Raw genomic sequence first — 19,320 nt, 5'->3', positions numbered from 1 at the left:
TTATTTCACCTGCGCATGCAAACTGTGTTCCTGCCGCTGCCGGAAGTCTTCGATGGTGCGCGCCAGGCCGGCGGCGAGATCCACGCGCGGCTCCCAGCCTAGCGCCGAGCGGGCGAGCGCGATGTCGGGGCGGCGGCGGGACGGGTCGTCGCCGGGCAAAGGACGGAACACGATCGTCGAGCGCGACTTGCACATCGCAATCACCCGTTGCGCCAGCTCCAGCATCGTGAATTCCCCGGGATTGCCGAGGTTGACCGGGCCGCACAGCGCGGCGGGGCCTTCCATCAGCCGGACCAGGGCATCGACCAGGTCGTCGACATAGCAGAAGGAGCGCGTCTGCGTGCCGTCCCCGTACACTGTGACCGGGCTGCCGGCGAGTGCTTGCACGATGAAGTTGGATACCACCCGCCCATCCTCGGGATGCATGCGCGGGCCGTAGGTATTGAAGATGCGCGCAATGCGGACACACAGCCCGTATTGCCGCCGGTAATCCATGAACAGCGTTTCCGCGCAGCGCTTGCCTTCGTCGTAACAGGCGCGCACGCCGACCGGATTGACGTGGCCCCAGTAGTGTTCCGGCTGCGGATGCAACTGCGGGTCGCCGTAGACCTCGCTGGTTGACGCCTGCAGGATGGCCGCGTCCTGCCGCCGCGCGAGTTCCAGCAGGTTGAGCGCGCCGAGCACGCTGGTGCGCATGGTCTGTAACGGGTCGCGCTGGTAATGCACCGGCGATGCCGGGCACGCAAGGTTGTAGATTTCATCCACCTCCGCCTGCAGCGGCTCGGTGACGTCGTGGCGCAGCAGGGTGAAGCGCGGATGGTCCGCCAGGTGCGCGACGTTACGCGGGCTGCCGGTGTAGAAGTTGTCCACGCACAGCACCCGGTGTCCCTGCGCCAGCAGGCGCTCGCACAGGTGCGAGCCGAGAAAGCCGGCGCCGCCGGTCACCAGGATGCGCTTGCCCTGCTTCATTCCCACTCCCGGCTCGGCACGTACTCCCAGTTGCCGATCACCCGGGCCGCCATTGCGGCCACCACGTCGGCGCCGATGTCTTCCGCGCATTCATGGGCGGTCGGGCATTCGTGATGGGCGCACGGGCGGCATGCGGTGTCGGCGCTGATCACGAGGTGGCGCTCATTGTCGAGCGGTGCCCAGCGCGCGGGGTCGGCGCCGCAGGAGACCACGACGCTCGGCGTGGCGACGGCGGCCGCAATATGCGAGATGCCGGTGTCGTTGGTGACCACCAGCCGCGCCTGCGCGAGCAGCGCCCCCATTGCGCCGAGGTCGGTCTTGCCGCACAGGTCGAGAGATGGCATGCGCATCGCGCCGCGCACCGCGCGCACCACCTCCGCCTCGTCCTGCGAACCGGTCAGGACGATGCGCATCCCGCCGGCGGCCAACCGGTCGGCCACCTCGGCGAAACGCTGCGGCAGCCAGCGGCGCGATGGCAGGCGTGCGCCGGGGTGGATGCAGACATAGGAGCCCGGCGCGGGCAGGTGGATGTGGCAGCGCTGCAGGGCGCGGTAATCCGATTCGCTCAACGGGAATTCGAGGTGGTCGCCCTGGCGCGGCGCGCCAAGGAATTCCGCCAGGCGCAGGTTGCGCAGCACTTCATGTTCGCGCTCTTCCCAGGGGAGGAAGGTGCGCGGGTCGGGGCAGTACTGGCCGGGCATGTGGAAACCGGCGCAGCGTTCGGCGGCGAACAGCACCGTCAGCGGGTTGCTGAGGGAGCCGTTGCCGTGCAGCTGGATCGCGAGGTCGAAGCGCTGGCGCTGCGCCTCGGCCAGGAAATGCGGCACGGCGTTCAGATGCGCGGGCTGTTCGGGAAATGCCGGGAATCCGGGAAAGACCAGCAGGTCGTCGAAGTACATGCCGAAGCGCTTGACGAAGGTGGTCGCCCACGGCAGGCCGATAAGGGTGATGTGGGCCATCGGCGCCGCCGCGCGCAGTGCGCGCAGGGCCGGCACCGCGCACAGCATGTCGCCCAGTTGCAACGCGCGGAACACCGCAATCTTGCGGGGCGCCTGCCCGCCACCAAAGAGCCGTCGCGGCTGCGGTTCGCGCATCATGGCTTTTCCACGATGAAGGGGCCGATGGCGAGCACGTCGATCGGCGTGGAACAGAAGGATTCGACCGCATCGCGCGGCGAACAGACGACCGGTTCTCCCCGTGTGTTGAAGGAGGTGTTGATGAGCACCGGCACGCCGCTGCGCGCGGCGAAGGCCTTGAGCAGGTCGTAGTAGGCGGGGTTCTGCAGGCGGTTGATGGTCTGGATGCGCGCGGTGCCGTCCACATGGCGCACCGCCGGGACGCGGTCCGCCTTGTCGGGCCGCACGTCGTACACGAACACCATGAAAGGCGACACGCCGCCGTCGACGAACCAGTTCGCCGCCTCTTCCTCCAGCACGACGGGCGCAACCGGGCGGAAGTCTTCGCGGTCCTTGATCTGGTTCAGGCGCTGCTGCATCGACGCCTCCAGCGGCGAGGCAAGGATGGAGCGCGCGCCGAGGGCACGCGGGCCGAACTCCATGCGCCCCTGGAACCAGCCGATTACCTTGTCCTGCATCAACAGCTCCGCCACCTCGGCGGAGAGGTCGGGGGCGCGGCGGTAGCGCAGCTTGGCCTGGCGCAGGAAGGCTTCGATCTCGTCGTCGCCATAGGCCGGGCCGAGGAAGGCATGGTCCATCCGCCAGTTGCGTTTCGCCGCGCCGCGCTGCTGGCCGTCGATCCAGAGCGCGGCGCCGAGCGAAGTCCCGGCGTCGCCGGCGGCCGGCTGCACCCACACCCGCTTGAAGGGTCCGCGATCCCTGACCCTGGCGTTCATCACGCAATTGAGCGCGACGCCGCCAGCCATCGCGAGATTTTCGGCGCCGGTCTGTTCATGCAGCCAGTCCGCCATGCGCAGCACGATCTCTTCCAGCACCGCCTGCAGCGAGGCGGCGATGTCCATATGCTTGCTCGCGAAGGCCGCGCCGCGCTCGCGCGCCGGCCCAAACATTCGCTCCCACTCCACCGGCAAGACTTCATAGTCGCCGTCGCCCATGTAATGCACCACTTCCCGCAGCAGCGGCGCGTAGACCGGCTTGCCGAAGGAGGCCAGCGCCATCACCTTGTACTCGTCGGAGGAATGCAGGAAGCCGAGGTAGCTGGTCAAGCCTTCGTACAGCAGGCCGAGGGAATGCGGCAGGTTGACCTGCTTGATGCGCTTGTAGCGCCGGTCCTGGTAGTGGCCGTAGCTGGTGGTGGCCAGCTCGCCGCGTCCGTCCATGGTCATGACCGCGCACTCCTCGAAGGGCGCGGCGAGGAAGGCGCTGGCTTCGTGCGCAAGATGGTGTTCGACGAAATGCCAGCGGAACGGGCCGTCATGGCGCAGGTTGCGAAAGCGCGCGCGCAGGTGGTGCGGCGCACCGCCGGCCAGCTGACGCGGGGCGTTCACGATGTACGACAGGAACAGCGGGTCCCACGGAGAAAGCCATTCCGACGACGCATGCGCGGAAGGCTCCAGCGGAAGCTCGATGGTCGCGCTCCTGTCCCACTTGCCAAGCAGCAGCGACGGGTCGTAGGAATATGCGACGTGCTGCACGTCGGCCATGGCAATGCCGGCTTCGGCCAGGCAGTAATCGATCGCGTGGTAGGGCAGCTGCCAGGCCGAAAAGGGGACCGGCCGCTTGCCGTGCTTGATGCGCGTGAAGCGCTCTTCCTCCGCGGCGGCGAGCACGATGCCGTCGCGCACCAGGCTGGCGGAACAATCGTGGTAGGCAGCGTTGATTCCCAAGGTGTACACATCGGCCTCCGGTTGTCGGTTGTCGGTGGCGCAGCACGGCACCCTGCCGTTCGCTGGGGCATCGGATATTGCACTTGTGTCAAGCAAACGGCGTACCCGCGCCTCGGCTGCGCTTTTCACACGCCGATGTGCAGAAAGGGACGGTAAGTTCTACCCGCGTGTGTAAATTGGAAAACGGATGAAGGTGCTTTTTACCGGCCGGGCTCGCGCTGCGCGAGCCGCTTGTTGCGCATGTACACGAACTCGCCGGCGACGGCAGTAAGGAAGATGAAGAAGTTGGCGAACACGAACACCCAGTTTTCCACCAGGTAGCTGTAGATGGTGAAGCCGAGGGAGGCCGTGAGCTGTCCGATGAACAGCCACTTCGACACGCCGGCGACGCTGCGCGCCCGCCACTGCGTATAGACCTGCCTCGAAATCGTCATCACCAGGATTGCGGCACTGAGCCAGCCGATGATATCGGCATTCATGTCTTTCCTTTCATTCCTGTCTTATCATTTATCCACGATCGGAAGGCGCCGCTTGTGATACCGCTCCATCAGCGGCGTCGCGGAGATGCCGTGCAGCAGGATCGAGATCGTTACCGCCGTCAGCACCAGCGACACCAGGCGCTCTTTCATGGCGAGCGGCCATTCGTACTGCAGCGCGAACATCAGGTAGTAGAGCGAACCGATGCCGCGGATGCCGAACCAGCCCATCAGGACGCGTTGCGTCCGCCCGGTCTGCTCGCCGATGAGCGAAACGAACACAGACAGCGGCCGCACGACCAGCAGCAGCAGCGCCGCGGCAAGCGCGCCCTCCAAGCTCAGCCCGGCGACGGAAAGCATGATGCCGAGCAAAAGCACCATCACGAACTCGGCAATGTGCTCCAGCTGCTGGTTGAATCCGAGCACCGTCTCGGCCATGTAGGCCGGGGCTTTTTCAGGATGGGTCGCGACGGCCGGTTCATCCCCCGCCGGCACCGCGCCGATGATTTCCGACGGCGGCGTCACTCCGCTGCGCTCGTGCTCGATGCGGCGCATGGCGACGCCGGCGGCGAACACCGCAACGAATCCGACGCCATGCACGAGATGCGCCACCCCGTAGGACGCGGCGATCAGGCCGAGGGTGAGGAATTCTTCCATCCCGAGCGCCTTGTGGTAGCGCTGGCGCAGGTGCAATGCGAGTTTCACCACGCCACGGGCGAGCAGGAATCCGCTGCCGAATCCGGCGAGGATGCCCCACAGGGCCTGCAGCGGCGCCCAGCGCGAGCCATAGTGCTGCGCCTCCTCCACGCCGAGCAGGAACAGACCGAGCATGACGACCGGATAGGCGGTGCCGTCGTTCATCCCGCCCTCACCGCTGATGCTGAAGCGGAGGCGGTCGCGGTCGCCGACGTCGTGGATCTGCACATCGGAAGCGAGCACGGGATCGGTCGGCGACAGCACCGCGCCCAGCAGCACCGCGACACCGGGCGGCAGGTCGAAAACGGTGATGCCGATCAGCGCCATCAGGCCGGACGTGACCAGCATGCCGATCACCCCCAGGCGCAGCGGCAGCCGCCAGATGCGGTCGGACAGCGGCACACGCAGCTTGAGGCCGACGGTAAACAACGAGATCAGCAGCGCGATCTCGGTCAGCAGCGTAAACAGCTCCGCGTTCTCGTATGGGTCGAGCGTCACGAGGCCCGCGCCCGATGGCCCGAGGATGAAGCCGATCGGCAGGTAGAGCATCGCGGGGCTGAGCGGCAGAGTGTGCCAGATCGAGCCGAGCAGCCCCATCAGCAGGAGCAGCGCCCCGAGGATCAGGTACCAGATGTAAGCGGTTTCGATTTGATGCCCCTCCGTGCGCGACCAGGCGCTGCTAGCGCCGCGTCTGTATTTCGATGCGCCGCCGTTGCCGCGCGGCCTCGCCTACCGGCACCGTCACTTCAAGCAGGCCGTCCTGCAGCGAGGCCGAGGCCGCATCGCCTTGCGCGCCGGGCGGCAGCGTGAGCACCCGATAGAAGCGTCCGTACGCGCGCTCGCTGCGCCGGAAATCTTGCGGCCCGTGCGAAGGCTCCTGGCGCCGCTCGCCTTCGATCGTCAACCGGTCGCCGCTGACCTCGACCTTCACATCTTCCCTTTTCACGCCGGCCAGTTCCGCGCAGACGATGAATTTGCCGTCACGCTGCGCCACTTCCACCGGCGGGGTCCACGCCGAACCGGATGCCGATACTGCCGGCGGCTGCAAAGGCGCCGCGCCGGACAGACCGCCGACGACGCGCCCGATCAGGCGGTCGACGTCTTCCGACATGCGCCGCATCAGGGAGAGCGGATCGCTCCATGCCTGCACCATGTCGGGCATCCAGCCGGGCCGCATGCCTGCCGTCCACGCTTCGGTCACGCTTGAGGGCACCCGTCCATCGCCGGCCGGCTCGCGCCGGGACAGCGCACGCCCTTCCTGTTCTTGGCTCGCCATCCGGGCCGCGCCGGCATCGGTGGTCAGCGGCTCGGTATCCTTGATCTTGCCAAGCCAGTCGTGGCTTTCCCTGCCCAGCTTCTCGATGAATTTCTTGAAGCGGACGAGGTCGTGTTCGGTACGCTCGGCGATCGCCTTCTGCGCGTCGCCATGCTGGGCCAGCACCTGTTGCTTCGGGTCACACTCCATCGTCAGCTTCACTTCGGTGCGGTCGCCTTCGGTCGGCCGCAGCTCGATCCGGCCTTCGTAGCGCGGGCCGTTGATGTTGCGCCAGGCAATGCAGCGGTCCGGAACTTGTTGCGTAATCTCTGCATCCCATTCCATGTCCAGATTGCCTGCCTTGGTATGCCAGTGGAGATGCGTGTCGTCGAGCTGGCGCACCTCTTCCACATCCTCCATGAACCGCGGGTACTGCTCGAACCGCGTCAGCTGGCGATAGGCAGTGCTGACAGGAACGTTGATCTCGATCGATTGCTCAATCCTTGTCATCGTGAATCTCCTTTCTTCCGTTCCACGTCGCGTTCCGGGCGCACATGCGCCCCCGCGCCGTTCCGTTACCCCTCGGGGAAGAAATGGCGAAGATCATGTTTCTGCGTGTCGTGGAATAAATAGTGCTAATGAAGTCCTCGCGGCGCTCCGCTTGGCGGCAGCGCCGCAGGAAACGAAAGGTGGCAGCGGCACGGCTGCAAGTTCCATACCACTGGAGCCCCGCGGTCGGTACGCTCAAACGCCTGTTCAGGATAGGCAGCGGAAGTCGAAGATTCAAACGGCCGCATGTTACCCGTCCGACAGGCAGCAGAAATTGCAACAGGCGTTTGTAAAGCTTACAGCGCGGCATCGTCTGCGCGGTGCTTGAAGAAAGGATGCATATCGAGATGTCGACCATTGAAGAACAGCACAGCGATACCAAGGTCATGCGCGACCTGTGGAAGGTGGTATCGCAATTCCGCTGGCGCATTGCGCTGGCACTGGTTTTCCTGGTGTTGGCCAAACTCGCGGTGGTGTCGGTGCCGCTGGTGCTCAAGCGGATCGTGGACGAGCTGTCGCGCCCCGAGCAGATGCTGGCGCTGCCGGTGATCCTGCTCGCCGGCTATGCCATCCTGCGTTTCTGCAGCACCCTGTTCAACGAGCTGCGCGACCTTGCCTTCTCGCGCGTCACCCAGCACACGGTGGCGACCTATGCGCTGAAGGTATTCAGCCACCTGCATGAACTGAGCGCGCGCTTCCACGCGCAACGTCGCATCGGCGGCCTCTTGCCCGACATCGACCGCGGCACCTCGGGCATCGCCTTCCTGCTCAGCGTCGGCCTGTTCACCATCGTGCCCACGCTGCTGGAGATCGGCATGGTCATCGCCATCATGACCGCCCGCTACAGCGGCTGGTACACGGCCATCCTCGGCGTGACCTTTCTCCTGTACTGCGGCTTCACGCTGGTATTCACCGCCCGGCGCACCATCTTCCAGCGGCGCGTGAACAAGCTGGACTCGAACGCCAAGAGCCTGCTGGCCGACAGCCTGATCAACTACGATACGGTCAAGTATTTCACCAACGAGAAGGAAGAGGCGCGCCGCTTCCAGGGCATCATGGTGAACTGGGCCGAGGCCGTGGTGGCCAACCAGAAGGCGCTGTTCATCCTGCATGTCGGGCAAAGCGCGGTCATCGCGATTGGCGTGGCCTCGGTCATGCTGCTGGCCGGCAACGGCGTGCTGTCGCGCGAGATGACGGTCGGCGACCTCATCCTGATCAATGCCTACGTGATCCAGATCTGTCTCCCGCTCAATGCGCTCGGCTTCGTGTACCGCGAAGCAAAGGATGCGCTGGTCAACGCCGAGAAGCTGTTCCAGTTGCTGCGTGAAAAGCCGGAGATCCACGACCCGCCGGGCATGCCCGCGCTGCAGGTCACGCGGGGCGAAGTCGCGTTCGAGAACGTGAACTTTGCCTACGATCCGGAACGGCCCATCCTGCACAACGTGAGCTTCCGCATTCCCGCCGGCGGCCGGGTGGCCATCGTCGGCGGCAGCGGTTCGGGAAAATCGACGCTGGCGCGGCTGCTGCTTCGCTTTTACGACGTCGGTTCGGGCAGCGTGAAGGTCGACGGGCAGGACGTGCGCGCGGTGAGCGCCAAGAGCCTGCGCGAAGCCATTGGCGTGGTGCCGCAGGAAACCCTGCTCTTCAACGACACCATCGCCTACAACATCGGCTACGGCCGGGAAGGCGCGACGATGGAACAGATCATCGCGGCCTGCAAGGCGGCGCATATCCACGACCTGATCGACTCGCTGCCGCAGAAATACGACACACCTGTCGGGGAACGGGGCGTGAAACTGTCGGGCGGGGAGAAACAGCGGATCGCGCTGGCCCGCGCCATCTTGAAGAATCCGCCGCTGCTGATCTTCGACGAAGCGACTTCGGCGCTGGATACCGCATCCGAACAGGCCATCCAGAAGGAACTCGACACGCTGGCCGAGAACCGCACCACGCTGGTGATCGCGCACCGTCTGTCCACAGTGGTGGATGCGACCGAGATCATCGTGCTCGAGCGCGGCCGCGTCGTCGAGCGCGGCACCCACGCGAAGCTGCTGCAGCAAGGCGGCATGTATGCAAGGCTGTGGCAGTTGCAGCAGCGTGCCGAGGACAGCGAAAAAATGGAAAGGGAAATGCATTCTGTCATCTGACTTTGCAATGCGGTTGAGCGCCCTCAAGCAAGTTCGTTGGAACGGGAATTGCATCGGCTCCCTGCCAACCAATGACAAGACTTGTCTTTTGGCTTCGTCGCGCTATCCAGGACTGTATCCATGACGAAAATTCTTGCATTCGACCGCGACAGGAGAAACCCGCACGCCGCACCGGCGGGCCGGTTGAAAGCCCGTCCCCGCACCAGTGCCGTGCCGACGCCGCTGCGCCGCACGGAAGGAAGTTTTGCGCGTCCCGGCGAAGTGGAGGTCGCCGTCAGCGTCGTCGTGCCCACGCGCGGCCGCCCGCAACTGCTCAACCGCTGCCTGGCCAGCCTGGTGCTGCAACGCTTCGACCCGGCACGCTTCGAAATCATTGTGGTGGATGATGGGCCGGACGACGACACGCGCGAAGTGGTCGCCGGGTGGTCGGCGCATACGGCCGACCAGGGGCCGCGCGTCACCTATATCCCGTCCATGGGCCCGCACGGGCCGGCGGCAGCGCGCAACCATGGCTGGCGCGCCGCGCGCGGCGGCATCATCGCCTTCACCGACGACGACACCATCGCCCGCGCGGACTGGCTCAAGAACGGCGTGCGCGCCTTCGAGGATGGCGTCGATGCGGTGAGCGGCCGCATCGTGATGCCGCTGTCGCATACGCCCACGGATTACGAGCTGGATGCGAAGCAGCTGGAAACCGCCGAGTTCGTCACCGCGAACTGCTTCTGCCGCAAGCATGTGCTCGAAGACCTGGGGGGATTCGACGAACGCTTCCGCTTTGCATGGCGGGAGGATTCCGACTTGCAGTTCCGCCTGCTCGACTATCACGCGAACATCGTGTACGAACCGAAGGCGGTGATGATGCACCCGATCCGCCCCGCGGGTTGGGGCGTGAGCCTGCAGCAGGTGAAGAAGGTGCAGTTCGATGCGCTGCTGTACAAGAAGCATCCGACCCTGTACCGCCGCAAGATCCGCGCGAAGCCGCGCTGGGATTTCTATGTCACCGTGGCCGCCCTGCTCGCCTGCCTCGGGGCGTCGCTTGCCGGGGCCGGCGGCCTGGCCGCGCTGGCCGGCCTGCTGTGGGCCTACATGACCGGGCGCTTCTGCATGCAGCGCCTCAAGCGCACTTCCAAGGCGCCGTCGCATGTGGCGGAAATGCTCGTCACCTCGGCGCTGATCCCGCCCATGGCGGTGTTCTGGCGTGCCGTCGGCGCCGTCAAGTTCCGAGCGCCGCTGTTATGACGCCGCTGCCGGAATACGTGCAGATCGAACCCGTCGGCCAATGCAACCTGCGCTGCCGCATGTGCCCGATCCAGTTCCGCGGCGAAGGCGGACCGGGGCAGCCGCGGGCCTTCATCGATCCGGACGTCTTCCGCCGGCTGGTTGACCAGTTTCCGTCGATGACCGAGCTGCAATTGCAGGGGCTGGGCGAGCCGCTGCTGCATCCGCATTTCTTCGACATGGTGCGTTACGCCGCCGGGCGCGGCATCCGCGTATCGACCAATACCAACATGACGGTGCTGACCGATCAGCGTGCCGAGGAATGCGTGCGCAGCGGACTGCACACCATGCATATCTCGCTCGACGGCGCCACGCCCGAGACCTACCAGGCGATCCGCCTGCGTGCCCGCTTCGAGCGCGTGCTGCGCAACCTGCGCCGGCTGGTGCAGGCAAAAGTCCGCCTGGAAAGCACGCTGCCCCACCTGCGCCTGGTGGCGGTGGCGATGCGCGAAAACCTGGAAGAATTGCCCGGGCTGGTGGCGCTGGCGCATGCGGAAGGCATCGATACCGTCTTCGTGCAGCACCTGTGCCACGACTTCGGCGAATCGAGCCTGCCGGAGCAGTACGCGCCGATGCGCCGCTTCATCGACGATCAGACCCTGCTGCACGAAGACGCGGAACGGGTCGAGCGCTGCTTCCGCGCCGCGCGCGAACAGGCCGCCGCGCTCGGCGTCGCCCTGCGCCTGCCGAACCTCGTGCCGCGCAACCACCCGCCCGGCATACCGGGCCGCCAGCGCTGCGACTGGCCTTGGCGCGGTTCCTACGTCAGCTACGACGGCAAGGCCATGCCCTGCTGCATGGTCGCCACGCCGGACAGGATTCATTTCGGTGACATGGCGCAAGACGGTGTGGAAGCGGTCTGGAACAATGAGAAGTACACGGCCTTCCGCGAGCAGCTCGATTCGTCCGCGCCGCCGGAAGTGTGCCGCAGCTGCGCGCTGTACACCGGCACCTTCTGATCCATCACAACGATTGCATGAACGCCTGCGACGCAGGCTTCGGTCCACACTCCGTCCGGGGAAAACATGAAGAAACGGCTGAAGATCCTCACCTGGCACACGCATGGAAGCTACCTGTATTACCTGACCCAGGCGCCGCACGATTTCTACGTGCTGTCCAAGCCGGGCCGCCCGCCCGGATACGGCGGGCGCTGCGGGCACATTCCCTGGGGCGACAACGTCATCGATCTCCCGGTGCAGGAAGCGAAGGACATGCAGTTCGACTGCATCCTGTTCCAGGATGACGACCAGTACCTGAAGGATCAGTACCTTTATCTAAGCGAAGCGCAGCGCCGTCTGCCGAGGATCTACATCGAGCACGATACGCCGCGCGAGCATCCGACCGACATGCCGCACCCGGTGGACGATCCGTCGGTGCTGCTGGTGCACGTCACGCATTTCAATGCGATGATGTGGAGCAACGGGCGCACGCCGACGCGGGTGGTCGAGCACGGCGTGATGGTGCCGAAGGATGTCGTCTATCGCGGCGACCTCGAGCGCGGGCTGGTGGTGATCAACAATATCCGCACGCGCGGGCGGCGCTTGGGCGGCGACATCTTCGAGCAGGCGCGCAAGACGGTGCCGCTCGATCTCGTCGGCATGGGCGCCCAGGAAGCCGGCGGGCTGGGCGAGGTAGAGCATGCCAAGCTGCCGGCCTTCTCCGCGCCCTACCGCTTCTTCTTCAATCCGATCCGCTACACCAGCCTCGGCCTCGCGGTAATCGAAGCGATGATGATCGGCATGCCCATCGTCGCGCTGGCAACCACGGAAATGTCGACGGTGATCCGCAACGGCGTTTCCGGCTACATCGATACCAATGTAGAAACCCTCATCACGCGCATGCAGGAACTGCTGCGCGATCCCGGCCACGCCCGCGAGCTGGGGGAAGGTGCGCGCCGCTACGCGCTGGAACGCTTCGGCATCGCGCGCTTCGCCGATGACTGGGACAAGACTTTCCGTTTCGTCACGCAGATTTGACACTTTATCCAGAGAGGAGAAAACGCATGTCGCATGCCGGCAGTTACCTGATCGACCGCCATGCCGCCGAAAAGGCGGTGGGCCTCGCCCTGCCCATGATCCACGAGGCCATGAAACTGAAGGAGGTCGGCGAAAGCGGCTTCCTGTACATCGTGGTGATGGACCCGCTGCGCGGTCCGGCCACGTCCTCGTTCGAGGAAGCGATCCTGTATGAACACGCCGTCGGCGACCGGTCGAAATGGGATGCGGACTATGCCGGCTTTGCGCGCGCCAAGGCGCGGGTGGCGTGGCGTACGGGCATGGACAGCCACCTGGTGCAGGAACTGCGGCCCTACCTGCTTGCGCCGGGCGATACGGTGCTATGGGGCAGCGCCATCGTGGACGGCATCACGGTGGCAGTGAGCGGCGCCAACCCGTGGTACGACGAAGCCTTTGCCGGGACGGTGGCGATGTGCCTGCGCGCCGTTGCCAAGGCAGGCATCGTGCAGGAAAGGAGCAAGGGGCTGTTTCTGCCGAAATAGCAAGGACGGGTCTGGAGATGGTATCGGTACCATTTCCAGGTGCTAGAATCGCGTCATGAACGAGAAACAGCAGTACCCCGAGCAACCTCCGCACACAGACGCGCCGAAGGAAAAGAAAGGCCGCCGCGGCGCAGGCGGCATCACCCTTCGCGATGTGGCCAAACTGGCGGGCGTGGCCCCCATCACCGCTTCACGCGCACTGAATACGCCGAGCGCCGTCTCCCCCGAAGTCCTGCAGCGCGTGCGCGAAGCCGTCGAACGCACCGGCTACGTGCCCAACATGCTGGCCGGGGGCCTCGCATCCAACAAGAGCCGGCTGGTGGCGGCCGTGGTGCCCACCATCGCCGGTCCCGTGTTCCTGGAAACGGTGCAGTCGCTGACCGAAACCCTCGCCCGGCGCGGCTACCAGCTCATGCTGGGCCAGAGCGGCTATCGCGATTCGCGCGAAGATGCGCTGCTGGAAGCCATCATCGGCCGCCGTCCCGACGGCGTGGTGCTGACCGGCATCATGCGTTCCGCCGAAGGCCGGCGCCGGTTGCTCGCCAGCGGCATCCCGGTGGTCGAGACCTGGGACCTGACGCCGACGCCGATCGACATGCTGGTCGGCTTCTCGCACGAAAAGATCGGTGCTGAAGTGGCGGGCTTCCTGCATGCGAAGGGGCGGCGGCGCGTTGCTACCATCAGCGGCGACGACGAGCGCGCGGTGCGGCGTCATCGCGCGTTTTCCGATGCGGCGGTGGGGCTGGGCATGTGCCGGGCGGGCGAGCGCGAGATTCCATCGGTTGTCGTGCCGGCGCCGACCACGCTTGGCAGCGGGCGCTCGGGCCTGGCTGGCCTGCTGGAACGGTATCCGGACATCGATGCGGTTTTCTGCAGCTCAGACCTGCTCGCCCTCGGCGTGCTGACCGAGGCGCAGGCGCGTGGCATTGCGGTCCCGGGGCAGCTCGCGGTGATCGGGCTGGGCGACCTTGCGTTCGCCAGGGATCTGCATCCGGCGCTGACTACTGTTCGCATCGATGGTACTGCCATCGGGCGTACTGCGGCGGAATGCATCATCGAGCGTGCGGAAGGCAGGCCGGTGGCGTCGCCGATTCACGATGTTGGGTTTGCCATTGTTGAGCGGGACAGTGCTTGAGCAGGACACGCGTTAACGACGCTGGATCCCGGCCTTCGCCGGGATGACGGGGTAAGAGGGTACGCAGTGCTGGCGCTTCTGCCCGCAGGCAAGCGCTCGAGGACGCCCCGCCGCATCCAAAATGCGGGCGCCCGGCGTCAATCACGCCCCCATCTCACCCCGTCATCCCGACGAAAGTCGGGATCCAGCGGCTTTACTGGCATCCGATAACGACGCTGGATCCCGGCCTTCGCCGGGATGACGGGGTAAGGGGATTGTGCAGTGCTGCCGCTTCTGCCCGCCCGCGGCCAATCAAGCCCGTCCTTCTGCATCTGAATGCGGGCGGCTTCGCTTCAAGACACCCCCAAACCTCACCCCGTCATCCCGGCGAAGGCCGGGATCCAGCGGCTTTCTCCGTACCATCAACCCCGCAAGCAAGCCCTGGAAGGCCCCTTTTTCCTTTCCCAAAAAACAGTTTGACATCACTTTTTGGTACCGCTACCATTTGTCTTGGTAGCGGTACCATTCAACGCACATTTATTGCAGTTTTTCTCTTCGCAAGCAGCCGGCAGGACCGTCGGCGACATTAACCAAAGGTAAGCAGATGAACCCGAATGAACTGAAACTCGTCCTCCAGAGCGGCCTGCTGTCGTTTCCCCTGACGGACTTCGACGCCGAGCTGCAATTCAACCCGGGGCCGTATGCCGAGCGTCTCGAATGGCTGATGCCCTACGGCGCTTCGGCCCTGTTCGCCGCCGGCGGCACGGGCGAGTTTTTCTCGCTGGAACCGGCCGAGTATGCGCAGGTCATCCACACCGCCATCGAAACCTGCCGCGGCCGCATGCCCATCATTGCCGGCGCCGGCGGCGGTACCTCGCTTGCGATCAAGTATGCGCAGGAAGCGGAACGCCAGGGCGCGCAGGGCATCCTCCTGTTGCCCCACTACCTGACCGAAGCCTCGCAGGAAGGCCTGGTCAACCATGTGGAAGCGGTGTGCCGCAGCGTGAAACTGGGCGTGGTCGTCTACAACCGCGGCGCTTGCCGCCTGACGCCGGAATCGCTGCAGATCCTGGCCGACCGCTGCCCGAACCTGGTCGGCTTCAAGGATGGCCTCGGCGAGATCGAGGCCATGGTCGCCATCCGCACCCAGCTCGGCGATCGTTTCGCCTACCTCGGCGGCCTGCCGACGGCGGAAGTGTTCGCCGGCGCCTACAAGGCGATGGGCGTGCCGGTCTATTCCTCTGCCGTGTTCAACTTCATTCCGCGCACCGCGATGGAGTTCTACAACGCCCACGCCGCGAACGACACTGAAACCACCAACCGCATCATCAAGGATTTCTTCCTGCCTTACCTGGAAATCCGCAACCGTTGCGCCGGCTATGCCGTGAGCATCATCAAGGCCGGCGCTACCATTGCCGGCCACAGCGCAGGCCCCGTCCGTCCGCCGCTGTCGGACCTGAAACCCACAGAAGTCGAAGCCTTGCGTGCCCTGATGGCACGACTCGGACCGCAGTAAATTCCAACGAGAGTTCACAGGAGATAACCCATGAAAAAGCTGATTTCCGCGTTTGCCGTCGGCGCTGTCCTCATCACCAACGCCTGGGCCGCCTACCCCGAGAAACCGATCACCGCCGTGGTGCCCTTCCCGGCGGGCGGCTCGACCGATTCGATCGCCCGCGCCATCGGGCCCAAGATGCACCAGGCGCTCGGGCAGCCGCTGGTGGTGGAGAACAAGCCGGGCGCGACCGGCGCCATCGGCGCGGGTTTCGTGAAGAATGCGCCGCCCGACGGCTATACCTTCATGGTGGCCTCCATCGGCGTGTATGCAGTCAACCCGGTGCTGCAGAAGAAGCTCGCCTATGACCCGTCGAAGGATTTCGACCTGCTGACCGTCGCGGTACGCGCGCCGAACGTGCTGGTGGCGACGCCCTCGTTCCCGTCCAGCAACCTGCAGGAACTGATCGCCCACCTGAAGAAGAATCCGGACAAGGTGACCTTCGCCACCTCCGGCGCCGGTTCCTCCGACCACCTGACCGCCGCGCTGTTCTGGCAGCAGACCGGCACCAGCGGCGTGCATGTGCCGTACAAGGGCGGTGCACCGGCCATCAACGATTTGCTGGGCGGCCATGCGGATGTGTCCTTCCAGAACATCAACGTGGTTGCCGGCCACATCCTCGCGGGCAAGCTGAAGGCGCTGGCGATCACCGGTGACAAGCGCTCGCCGCTGCTGCCCAATGTGCCGACGCTGGGCGAGGCCGGCGTGAAGAATGTCGACGTCTACTCCTGGCAAGGCGTAGCCGCCCCGAAGGGCTTGCCGCAGGACGTCAAGTCCAAGCTGCTGGGCGCCATCGTCGGCGCGCTCAACGATCCCGACACCAAGCGCCGCCTGACTGCGCAAGGCTTCGAGATCGTCGCCAACACGCCGGAAGAGTTTGCGAAATTCCAGGCGCAGGAACTGGCGCGCTGGAAGCAGGTGATCGAAACCGGCAAGATCGAACTCGACTGAACCCACTCCGCCGCGGGCCGGCAAGTCCGGTCCGCGCACTGAATCATCCCCATCCTGGAATCGAACATGTCAGCACCCTCCACAGCGCAGGCTTCGCGCGGCGCGCCGGTCATCACCGAAATGCGCGTCATCCCCGTGGCCGGCCGCGACAGCATGCTGCTCAACCTGAGCGGCGCGCACGGGCCTTACTTCACGCGCAACATCGTCCTCCTCACCGACTCCTCCGGCAAGACCGGCGTGGGCGAAGTGCCGGGCGGCGAAAAGATCCGGCAAACGCTGGAAGATGCGAGGCCGCTCGTCGTCGGCCAGCCGATCGGCGGCTACCACAACATCCTGAACGCGGTGCGCAAGGCATTCAATGACCGCGACGCCGGCGGACGCGGCCTGCAGACCTTCGACCTGCGCGTGACCATCCATGCAGTGACGGCGCTGGAAGCGGCGCTGCTCGACCTGCTCGGGCAATTCCTCGACGTGCCGGTCGCCGCCTTGCTGGGCAACGGCCAGCAGCGCGAGCAGGTGGAAATGCTCGGCTACCTGTTCTACGTCGGCGACCGCAAGGCGACCGACCTGCCCTACCCGAGCGAACCGGATGCCGACAACGACTGGTTCCGCCTGCGCCATGAAAAGGCGATGACGCCGGAAGCCGTCGTGCGTCTGGCCGAGGCCGCCTACGAGCGCTACGGCTTCAACGATTTCAAGCTCAAGGGCGGTGTGCTGCGCGGCGAGGAAGAGATCGCCGCCGTTACCGCGCTGGCCGAACGCTTCCCGAAAGCGCGCGTCACGCTCGACCCCAACGGCGGCTGGCTGCTCAAGGATGCGATCCGCCTGTGCCGCGACATGCACGGTGTGCTCGCCTATGCGGAAGACCCGTGCGGCGCCGAGAACGGTTACTCCGGCCGCGAAGTGATGGCCGAGTTCCGCCGTGCCACCGGCCTGCCGACCGCGACCAACATGATCGCCACCGACTGGCGCGAAATGGGCCATGCGATCCAGCTGCAATCGGTCGACATCCCGCTCGCCGACCCGCACTTCTGGACCATGCAGGGCTCGGTGCGCGTGGCGCAGATGTGCCACGAGTGGGGCCTGACCTGGGGCTCGCACTCCAACAACCACTTCGATATTTCGCTGGCGATGTTCACCCACGTCGCCGCCGCCGCGCCGGGCAAGATCACGGCCATCGATACCCACTGGATCTGGCAGGACGGCCAGCGCCTGACGAAGGAACCGCTGCAGATCAAGGGCGGCATGGTGGACGTGCCGAAGAAACCCGGCCTCGGCATCGAGATCGACATGGACCAGCTCGAAGCGGCGCACCAGATGTACCGCAACATGGGACTTGGGGCGCGCGACGATGCCGTCGCGATGCAATACCTGATCCCCGGCTGGAAGTTCGACAACAAGAAGCCCTGCCTCGTGCGGCCCTGACTTCTTACCTGAAGGAACATCATGCAAGACATCATTCGTGAATCGACCGCCGACGAAATCGACAGCGCGGTCGCCAAGGCCGCGGCTGCCGGCCCGGCGTGGGCCGCATCCGATGCGGCGGCCAGGAGCGCCTTGCTGCGCAAGCTGGCCGAAGGACTGGAAGCCGGGCGCGAACAGCTCGTGGCGCTGGCCAACGAGGAAACCGTGCTCGGACCAGTCCGGCTGAACGGCGAGCTCGACCGCACCGCCTTTCAGCTGCGCGCCTTTGCCGATGCCGTTGACGCCGGCGACCCCTTCCAGGCGATTGAAGACGCGGCGGTGCCCGGTGCGCCGCCGGCCGGCCGCCCGCATCTGCTGCGGGTGAACGTTCCCCTCGGCCCGGTGGCGATGTTCTCGGCCAGCAATTTCCCGTTTGCGTTCTCGGTGCTGGGCGGCGACACGGCCTCGGCGCTGGCGGCGGGTTGCCCGGTCGTCGTCAAGGCGCACCCCGCGCATCCCCGCCTCTCGCGCGCCGTCTATGCGCTCGCCCTTGAGTCGGTACAGGCATGCGGTGCGCCGGACGGCGTGATCGGCATGGTGGAAGGCGCGACGAAGGAAGTCGGCATCCGGCTGGTGCGCCATCCTGCCATCGAAGCCGTTGCCTTCACCGGCTCCTTTGCCGGCGGCGCGGCGCTGCAAAAGGAAGTGCAGGGCCGCGACAAGCCGATTCCCTTCTACGGCGAGCTCGGCTCGATCAACCCCATCGTTGCGCTGCCTGCGGCGCTGCGCGAAAAGGGCCCGGAACTGGCAAAGACGCTGGCGGCATCGATCGCGCTCGGCTGCGGCCAGTTCTGCACCAGCCCCGGCGTCCTGATCGTGCTCGACAGCGATGCGACGGACAGCTTCGTGCGACTGCTGGCCGAAGAGATGGACGCGCAGGCGCCGCACGCGATGCTGTCGCCGACGATCCGCACGGCCTTCGATTCCGGCGTGGCCCGCCTCGTATCGCACGCGGCGGCCCGGCGCTTGACCCGGAGCGAACAGGACCCCGGCAGGAATCCGGTTCCCAACCTGGTGGAGGTGGATATCGCCGCCTTCATCGCGCATCCTGAACTGCGGCATGAAATCTTCGGGCCTTCCTGCCTCGTCATGAAGGCGCGGACGGTTGCCGAGGCACAGCAGGCATTGCAGGCGGTGGGCGGCAGCCTGACGGCAACGGTGTGGGGCGCGGAAAGCGGCGATGCCGATGCGCGCGCGATTGTGGGCGCCGCGATGAGCATGGCGGGACGAGTCTTGTTCAGCGGCGTGCCGACCGGTGTGGCGGTCACGCGCGCGCAACATCACGGCGGGCCGTGGCCCGCCTCGACGGCGCCGCAGACGACTTCAGTCGGGTTGATGGCGATGCAGCGTTTCCTGCGGCCGGTTGCGTTGCAGGATGCGCCGGCGTGGTTGGTGGGGGATTATCGGTAGGGTACTTTATGGGACTGGTGGGTTTCGCTGCGCTCTACCCACCCTTCTATGATGCGTTTGAAGTCAAGTCGTTTTGCAAATTCATCCGTGTCGTTTTTGCGTAGGCCGTCGGCCGTCATGGCCGACGGAACCGGCGTGGTGTTTCTTCATCGGTCG

16 protein-coding genes are annotated in these 19,320 nt (G+C 65.7%); 10 read left to right on the top strand and 6 right to left on the bottom strand.

Annotated elements, in window-relative coordinates:
* From VFF99_RS09235 to VFF99_RS09210, 6 genes are all read right to left on the bottom strand, one after another.
* Positions 1 to 969, bottom strand: coding sequence for a UDP-glucuronic acid decarboxylase family protein (locus VFF99_RS09235; protein WP_325017138.1), 969 nt, complete (start codon positions 967 to 969; stop codon positions 1 to 3).
* On the bottom strand, positions 966 to 2,066 hold the full coding sequence (locus tag VFF99_RS09230; protein ID WP_325017136.1) for a glycosyltransferase family 9 protein: 1,101 nt from the start codon (positions 2,064 to 2,066) through the stop codon (positions 966 to 968). Before VFF99_RS09230 ends, VFF99_RS09235 begins: the two co-directional genes overlap by 4 nt.
* Positions 2,063 to 3,781, bottom strand: a complete 1,719-nt coding sequence (locus VFF99_RS09225) for a carbamoyltransferase family protein (protein WP_325017134.1) — start codon at positions 3,779 to 3,781, stop codon at positions 2,063 to 2,065. The genes VFF99_RS09230 and VFF99_RS09225 overlap by 4 nt, the downstream gene beginning before the upstream one ends.
* Positions 3,782 to 3,972: 191 nt before the next feature.
* Positions 3,973 to 4,251 carry a hypothetical protein gene (locus tag VFF99_RS09220; protein WP_325017132.1) on the bottom strand — a complete coding sequence of 93 codons (279 nt, stop codon included), beginning with the start codon at positions 4,249 to 4,251 and terminating at the stop codon, positions 3,973 to 3,975.
* A 24-nt stretch (positions 4,252 to 4,275) separates the two neighbouring features.
* The gene (locus VFF99_RS09215) at positions 4,276 to 5,541 is read right to left on the bottom strand and encodes a cation:proton antiporter (protein WP_414691519.1); all 1,266 of its coding nucleotides are present in this window, start codon (positions 5,539 to 5,541) and stop codon (positions 4,276 to 4,278) included.
* A gap of 82 nt (positions 5,542 to 5,623) precedes the next feature.
* The gene (locus VFF99_RS09210) at positions 5,624 to 6,709 is read right to left on the bottom strand and encodes an Hsp20 family protein (protein ID WP_325017130.1); all 1,086 of its coding nucleotides are present in this window, start codon (positions 6,707 to 6,709) and stop codon (positions 5,624 to 5,626) included.
* A gap of 386 nt (positions 6,710 to 7,095) precedes the next feature.
* Between VFF99_RS09210 and VFF99_RS09205 the strand changes: the two genes are divergently transcribed.
* From VFF99_RS09205 to VFF99_RS09160, 10 genes are all read left to right on the top strand, one after another.
* Positions 7,096 to 8,895 carry an ABC transporter ATP-binding protein/permease gene (locus VFF99_RS09205; RefSeq protein ID WP_325017128.1) on the top strand — a complete coding sequence of 600 codons (1,800 nt, stop codon included), beginning with the start codon at positions 7,096 to 7,098 and terminating at the stop codon, positions 8,893 to 8,895.
* 120 nt (positions 8,896 to 9,015) lie between these two features.
* On the top strand, positions 9,016 to 10,134 hold the full coding sequence (locus VFF99_RS09200) for a glycosyltransferase family A protein (protein ID WP_325017126.1): 1,119 nt from the start codon (positions 9,016 to 9,018) through the stop codon (positions 10,132 to 10,134).
* Positions 10,131 to 11,132 (top strand): radical SAM protein, encoded by a 1,002-nt coding sequence (locus tag VFF99_RS09195; RefSeq protein ID WP_325017124.1) that lies wholly within the window; start codon positions 10,131 to 10,133, stop codon positions 11,130 to 11,132. The genes VFF99_RS09200 and VFF99_RS09195 overlap by 4 nt, the downstream gene beginning before the upstream one ends.
* A gap of 66 nt (positions 11,133 to 11,198) precedes the next feature.
* A complete protein-coding gene (locus VFF99_RS09190; protein ID WP_325017123.1) occupies positions 11,199 to 12,149 on the top strand; it encodes a glycosyltransferase family 4 protein in 951 nt (316 codons plus the stop codon).
* A 26-nt stretch (positions 12,150 to 12,175) separates the two neighbouring features.
* On the top strand, positions 12,176 to 12,670 hold the full coding sequence (locus VFF99_RS09185; protein WP_325017121.1) for a hypothetical protein: 495 nt from the start codon (positions 12,176 to 12,178) through the stop codon (positions 12,668 to 12,670).
* A 55-nt stretch (positions 12,671 to 12,725) separates the two neighbouring features.
* Complete coding sequence (locus VFF99_RS09180) at positions 12,726 to 13,805, top strand: LacI family DNA-binding transcriptional regulator (RefSeq protein WP_325017119.1); 1,080 nt, start codon at positions 12,726 to 12,728, stop codon at positions 13,803 to 13,805.
* A gap of 583 nt (positions 13,806 to 14,388) precedes the next feature.
* Positions 14,389 to 15,300 (top strand): 5-dehydro-4-deoxyglucarate dehydratase, encoded by a 912-nt coding sequence (gene kdgD, locus VFF99_RS09175; protein ID WP_325017117.1) that lies wholly within the window; start codon positions 14,389 to 14,391, stop codon positions 15,298 to 15,300.
* Between the two features lie 30 nt (positions 15,301 to 15,330).
* On the top strand, positions 15,331 to 16,290 hold the full coding sequence (locus tag VFF99_RS09170; RefSeq protein WP_325017115.1) for a tripartite tricarboxylate transporter substrate binding protein: 960 nt from the start codon (positions 15,331 to 15,333) through the stop codon (positions 16,288 to 16,290).
* A 66-nt stretch (positions 16,291 to 16,356) separates the two neighbouring features.
* The gene (gene gudD, locus VFF99_RS09165; protein WP_325017113.1) at positions 16,357 to 17,715 is read left to right on the top strand and encodes a glucarate dehydratase; all 1,359 of its coding nucleotides are present in this window, start codon (positions 16,357 to 16,359) and stop codon (positions 17,713 to 17,715) included.
* Positions 17,716 to 17,736: 21 nt separating this feature from the next.
* Entirely contained in the window at positions 17,737 to 19,164 is a 1,428-nt protein-coding gene (locus VFF99_RS09160) for an aldehyde dehydrogenase (NADP(+)) (protein WP_325017111.1), read from the top strand.
* Positions 19,165 to 19,320 lie beyond the last annotated feature (156 nt).

Source organism: Noviherbaspirillum sp., from assembly GCF_035654295.1.
Taxonomy (GTDB): Bacteria; Pseudomonadota; Gammaproteobacteria; order Burkholderiales; family Burkholderiaceae_D; genus Noviherbaspirillum.
Note: the sequence above shows the minus strand (reverse complement) of the source record. Positions and strands in the feature narration are given on the sequence as shown.